Here is a 4,442-nt window from a genome sequence, read left to right on the forward strand (position 1 = left end):
GGCCGGCTGGTTCTCGCGCTGGGCGTAGAAGTCGCGCAGTTGCTGGCGCGCGTTATCGTCTAGATTTGTCGGTAAGGGCGCGCAGTGCTGCGGCAGCTGCTCCAGCAACGGGCGCAGGTCGGCGCTGGTGGCGGCATCCGTGGCGGCGACCAGTGGCAGGGTGAGCAGCAGGCCGCTCAGGTAAGATGCACGTTTTTTGAACAACATACTGCTCCAGTCCTTGGCTCAGAAAAGGCGCCACCCGGGTCGGCGCCGCGCGTCCAGTATAGGCGGGCCGCCATGGGATTCAGCGACAGGACGTCCCGGAGTCTGTGCGCAGAGGTGATTACGCAGATGTTTGGACGTATCGGCCGGTGCTGGTTGGCGGGTTTGTGGTTGCTCGGTGCGCCGCTGTGGGCGAGCGCGGCGCAGGATGGGCTGTTCGCCGAGCTGGCGCGGCAGGCTCCCGGGCTCGAGCCGCAGGCGCTGCGCCATGCCTTGGCAGCCATGCAGTGCGCGGTCAACCATGGGGCCGGCGATGCCCGGCGCCTGGCGGTGATCGACTATTCGCGGCCGTCGACCGAGCGCCGCCTGTGGATCTTCGACCTGCAGCGCAAGCGCCTGCTGCTGCGCGACTTCGTCGCCCATGGCCGGCGCTCCGGGGAGAATTTCGCCGAGGCCTTCTCCAACGACCTGGGCAGCCACCAGACCAGCCTCGGCCTGTTCCGCACCGCCGAGAGCTACCGCGGCAAGCACGGCTATTCGCTGCGCATGGACGGCCTGGAACCCGGCCTCAACGACCTGGCGCGCGAGCGCGCGATCGTCATCCACGGCGCCGACTACGTGAACCCGCGCTGGGTGCAGCAGCATGGCCGCATCGGCCGCAGCCTGGGTTGCCCGGCGGTGCGCCGCGAGGTGGCGCGGCTGGTGGTCGATCAGCTCAAGGGCGGCCAGTTCCTCTTCGCCTGGCACTCCGACCCGCGCTGGCTGGCGGGCTCGGCCTACCTCGCGTGCAAGCCGCAGCAGATGGCGGCATTGAGCAGCGCTGGCGAGGGGTAGGTTGGCGCTGAGCGCAGCGAAGCCCAACGGGGAGTGCGCAGCACTCCGCCCGGCGTCCGCCAGCACCGCTGCCTAGCCCGGTTTCGGCGTTACGTCGAGCATCGCCCGTTGGGCTAAGCGCAGGCCATGCACCCGTTCAAGCCGCCGCAAACGGCGGTATCGAGCCGCCAGCCGAGCGTTGCGCCCCGGATGCGTCACTTCTGCTCGCTCTGCGGGGTCACCCGCAGCACTTCCTCGATGGTGGTCAGGCCGGCGGCGACCTTCTGCGCGCCGGACAGGCGCAGGCTGCGCATGCCTTCCTTGAACGCCGCGCGGCGCAGGGCGACGAGGTCGGTGTCGGCGGTGATCAGCGGCTTGATCGCATCGCTCAGCAGCATGATCTCGTACACCCCGGCGCGGCCGCGGTAGCCGGTGTCGCGGCATTCCAGGCAGCCCACGGCCTGCTGCGCGCCGGTCGGCAGCGGCGCGCTCCAGGGTTTGGTCAGGCTCTGCCAGCCGTCCTCGTCCAGTTGCAGCGGCGCCTTGCAGTGCGGGCACAGGGTGCGCACCAGGCGCTGGGCCATGACGCCGAGCACGGTGGCCTTGAGCAGGTAGTGCGGCACGCCCAGTTCGAGCAGGCGGGTGATGGCGCTCGGCGCGTCGTTGGTGTGCAGGGTCGACAGCACCAGGTGGCCGGTGAGCGCCGCCTGGATCGCCATCTCCGCGGTCTCCAGGTCGCGGATCTCGCCGACCATGATGATGTCCGGGTCCTGGCGCATCAGCGCGCGCACGCCGCTGGCGAAGGTCAGGTCGATATTGTGCTGCACCTGCATCTGGTTGAAGGCGCCCTCGATCATCTCGATCGGGTCCTCGATGGTGCAGACGTTGACCTCGGCGGTGGCCAGCTGCTTGAGCGTGGTGTACAGCGTGGTGGTCTTGCCCGAGCCGGTCGGCCCGGTGACCAGGATGATGCCGTTGGGCTGGCGGGTCATGCTCTCCCAGCGGCGCAGGTCGTCGGCGGAGAAACCCAGCTGGTCCGGGCTCTTCAGCAGCACCTCGGGGTCGAAGATACGCATCACCATCTTCTCGCCGAAGGCGGTGGGCAGGGTCGACAGGCGCAGCTCCACCTCGCCGCCGTCCGGGGTCTTGGTCTTGACCCGGCCGTCCTGCGGCTTGCGTTTCTCCGCCACGTTCATCCGGCCCAGGGACTTGAGGCGGCTGACCACCGCCATGGTCACCTGCGGCGGGAACTGGTAGACGGTGTGCAGCACGCCGTCGATGCGAAAGCGCACGCTGCCCTGTTCGCGGCGCGGTTCGATATGGATATCGCTGGCACGCTGCTGGAAGGCGTACTGGAACAGCCAGTCGACGATATTGACGATATGCGCGTCGTTGGCGTCCGGCTCCTGGTCCTGGGCGCCGAGGCTGAGCAGTTGCTCGAAGTTGCCGACGCCGCTGATCTTCTGATCCACCGAGGTGGCGCCGCTGACCGAGCGGGCCAGGCGGTAGAACTCCACGGTGAAGCGCTGGATGTCCGCCGGGTTGGCCACCACCCGCTTGATCGGGCGCTTGAGCACGTGCACCAGGTTGGCTTCCCAGCTGTGCACCAGCGGCTGGCTGCTGGCGATGGTGACGCTCTCGGCATCCACCGCCACGGCGAGAATCTTGTGCCGTTGGGCGAAGGCGTAGGACATCAGTGGGGTGATGGCGGCGACATCGATCTTCAGCGGGTCGATGCGCAGGTAGGGCTGGCCGGCGAACTGCGCCAGCCAGACGGTGAGGCTCTCCAGGTCGAGCTTCTTGCCCGGGCGGCTGAGGTCGTCGACCTGCTGCGCGGCGAGAAACTCCAGCGGGTGCTGCTGGTGGTTCAGCGAACTGCGGCGAATCGCCAGGCACTGCTCGGCCGCGTCCTGATCGACCCGGCCCTGGGCGACCAGCTCGCGCAGCAGGTCGCCGAGATCCAGTACGCGGTCTTGGGCGGTGGTGGCGAAGGCGGACATGCGGGCTCCTCGGTGGTTCGGCCTGAACAAGCGTAGCCGCTAGGATGCCCGAAAAGCGCGGACGGGGCTAAGGCCCCGGCGTGACCCATTACCCAGTGCGCAGCGCCGCCTGCTCCGGGCTGTGATCCAGCTGCCGCCAGTCGACCTGCCAGACGCACACCAGGCCGCGCAGTTTCTCCGCCAGCACCCTGGCGCGATGCAGCGACAGACCGTGCAGCTGCAGTCGCACCTGCAGGTCGCCGTCCTGGCGCAGCACCTGCAGCTGTTGCGGCAGCAGCTGCAACTGGGCGAACAGGCCGAGCAGGCGACACAGCACGTCGGCCTCGGCCTCGGTGCGCAGGCGGTACTCGACGGCCGACTCGGGGCGATCCTGCCAGGGATCGCGGCGGCTGTGCGGAGCGGGGAAGGGCGTGGCGTCGGGCATGGCGGCATCTCGCGGTGGATTTGCTCCAGTTTCGCCCTTCGCGCGGCAAAAGTTCTGCCTGGTTTTCTGTGAAAACCCGTTTTTTGTGGATAGTCTTGCCGTTGACTGCCGTTATCGAGGAATTTTTATGTCCGTCGCCCTGGATGTTTACGACCAGCGCATTCTCGCCCTGCTGCAGGAGGACGCTGGCCTCTCCACCGCGGAGATCGCCGAGCGCGTCGGCCTGTCGCAATCGCCCTGCTGGCGGCGCATCCAGCGGCTCAAGGAGGAGGGGGTGATCCGCCGCCAGGTGACCCTGCTCGAGCGCAAGAAGGTCGGCCTGCACACCCAGGTGTTCGCCCAGGTCAAGCTCAACGCCCACGGCCGCTCCAACCTCACCGAGTTCGCCGAGGCCATGCGCGAGTTTCCCGAGGTGCTGGAGTGTCACGTGCTGATGGGCGCTGTGGACTTCATGCTGCGTATCGTCACCCGCGACATCGAGGCCTACGAGCGCTTCTTCTTCGAGAAGCTGTCGCTGGTGCCGGGCATCCAGGAGGTCAACTCCATCGTCGCCCTGTCGGAGATCAAGTCCACCACCAGCTTGCCGTTGGCTTAGGCGGCGCTGCGCGGCCGTCCGATCCGGGCGCCCGGAGGCGGCCCGGATGCAACCCGGGGATTTATTTCACCAGCGCCTTCCAGGGCTTCAGGCTTTGCAGGATCTGCGCCTGGCTCGCGCGCAGCTGGCGCTGCTCGTCGTCCAGCGGCTGCTGGGCCAGCAGCTGGAACTTGTTCAGCTCGCCGTACAGGCGGTCGACCTCGGCCACCTCGAGCACGCTGCGGGCCAGGCGCAGCCAGACCAGCAGACGCTCCAGGCGCGGCAGCTGCTCGGCCAGGTCTTCCGGTTGCTGCTGGTAGCGGCGCAGTTGCAGCGCCGCACCTTCCTCGGCGAGCAGCGTCGGCAGCCAGTTGCCCAGCGCCGCGCCGCCCTGGCGGTTGCCGCGGTTGTTGCGCGCGGCGGTCCA

The 4,442-nt window shown here is 68.3% G+C and carries 4 protein-coding genes and 2 pseudogenes; 2 read left to right on the forward strand and 4 right to left on the reverse strand.

Annotated elements, in window-relative coordinates; all coding sequences use genetic code 11:
* Window positions 1-207 (reverse strand): annotated as a pseudogene (locus N878_RS13380) (murein L,D-transpeptidase); the annotation flags it as partial.
* A gap of 126 nt (window positions 208-333) precedes the next feature.
* Here N878_RS13380 and N878_RS13385 point away from each other — a divergent pair.
* The gene (locus tag N878_RS13385; protein ID WP_031303153.1) at window positions 334-1,038 is read left to right on the forward strand and encodes a murein L,D-transpeptidase catalytic domain family protein; all 705 of its coding nucleotides are present in this window, start codon (window positions 334-336) and stop codon (window positions 1,036-1,038) included.
* 194 nt (window positions 1,039-1,232) lie between these two features.
* Here N878_RS13385 and N878_RS13390 read toward each other — a convergent pair whose 3' ends face one another.
* Window positions 1,233-3,017 (reverse strand): GspE/PulE family protein, encoded by a 1,785-nt coding sequence (locus N878_RS13390; protein ID WP_021444161.1) that lies wholly within the window; start codon window positions 3,015-3,017, stop codon window positions 1,233-1,235.
* 88 nt (window positions 3,018-3,105) lie between these two features.
* Window positions 3,106-3,441 (reverse strand): hypothetical protein, encoded by a 336-nt coding sequence (locus N878_RS13395; RefSeq protein WP_021444162.1) that lies wholly within the window; start codon window positions 3,439-3,441, stop codon window positions 3,106-3,108.
* 127 nt (window positions 3,442-3,568) lie between these two features.
* Between N878_RS13395 and N878_RS13400 the strand changes: the two genes are divergently transcribed.
* Complete coding sequence (locus tag N878_RS13400; RefSeq protein ID WP_021444163.1) at window positions 3,569-4,036, forward strand: Lrp/AsnC family transcriptional regulator; 468 nt, start codon at window positions 3,569-3,571, stop codon at window positions 4,034-4,036.
* A gap of 61 nt (window positions 4,037-4,097) precedes the next feature.
* Here the strand turns inward: N878_RS13400 and N878_RS13405 are convergent.
* A pseudogene (locus tag N878_RS13405) lies at window positions 4,098-4,442 on the reverse strand (inorganic triphosphatase); the annotation flags it as partial.

Origin of the sequence: Pseudomonas sp. EGD-AK9, assembly GCF_000465935.2 — a bacterium.
Taxonomy (GTDB): domain Bacteria; phylum Pseudomonadota; class Gammaproteobacteria; order Pseudomonadales; family Pseudomonadaceae; genus Aquipseudomonas.